Here is a 1,218-nt window from a genome sequence, read left to right as displayed (position 1 = left end):
GACGATGTCGTCGTGGATGGTGCCGACGTCTTCAAGGACGGGTACCACAACGAGTCGACCATTCGATCTGGCGTCGGTGCTGCATCCGTGTAGATTTTGTCATCGTCGGCTGAACGATGTCAGAAATCACCGTTTCAATGACGCCGAATTCGGTCGCCTCACGCCTCAAAGGTCGAGTCTTTCGACAGTCGAAGTAGCGCCCGTCGCGCCCTCGCCCTCGTCGTCGATCTCGTTGTTTCCGGTGACTGTCGGGCATAGATGGATTTCTCCCGGAAACGACTGGACCGAACATCGGACCGACGCGTCATCGGTGGTGATCCGGAGCGGCTCAAAGAGGCGGTGACACGCTACCGCGATGAGTCGGGGCCGAAAATCCGACCGGCACGGAGCGCGTGGGGGAAGGGGCAGACGCTCCGGTAGCGCGGCCCCTCGTGGGTGGCAACACAACCTCGACCCGCTTTTTGTGGCCGTTTGCGACGCGATCGCCCCGCCTGACCGATGGGATCGGGACGTTCTCGACCGCAACACAAGCAGAGATCTCGACCCCACGAGCTCCTCGTCGACGCCGAACCGACGCCGGAGGGTCGGTTCGCGGTTAGAGGTGTGGCTAAGGCCACAGATTCTGAGGTACCCCACTGCTTCCGCGGTTGAGCTAATATCATGTAGATTCAGATTTCGCAAGCAGGTACTTACACAACAACGCGATATAATGGATTAGTATGGAAATAGATCCTAGCAACGTAACATATGGACTCCATTCGATGATGCACAAGGCAGTTATCCAGATGGATCCCACTAAGTTGGAATTACTTGATGGATACGAACGGGGAGAAGCTGGTCACATCTACACGCCAAGTGAAACAAGCAATGTTCGTGTCATCATTACTGGTCGGAATTGGGATAAAAAACGGTCCCTCATTTACGGTAGTACATCAACTGAGGAAGCCGAAGGATACGTCCGACAAATAGTCGAAGATTTAGACGAAATTGGTCACGAAGCGACCATTATTCAGAAGCCCAAAATAACCAATCTTGCTGTGAGTGGTGATTTTGATGTTCCACTCCAACTAGAGTTGATAGCGGACACGTTTAGTCAACAGGAGATGGATGTGGAATACGAACCTGAGCAATTTTCCGCCGTAATAGCCAAGTTGGAACAGCCTGAATCAACATTTATGCTCTATTCGACTGGTAAATTTGTGATACAGGGACTAACTC

At 52.8% G+C, this 1,218-nt stretch carries 1 pseudogene; it reads left to right on the top strand.

The features are described 5' to 3' along the window. Positions 1 to 761: 761 nt before the first annotated feature. Positions 762 to 1,218 (top strand): annotated as a pseudogene (locus U4E84_RS17920) (hypothetical protein); the annotation flags it as partial.

Origin of the sequence: Halorubrum sp. AD140, from assembly GCF_034497445.1 — an archaeon.
Classification (GTDB): Archaea; Halobacteriota; Halobacteria; order Halobacteriales; family Haloferacaceae; genus Halorubrum.
The sequence above is the reverse complement of the archived record's forward strand: the minus strand, read 5'-3'. Positions and strand labels throughout refer to the sequence as shown.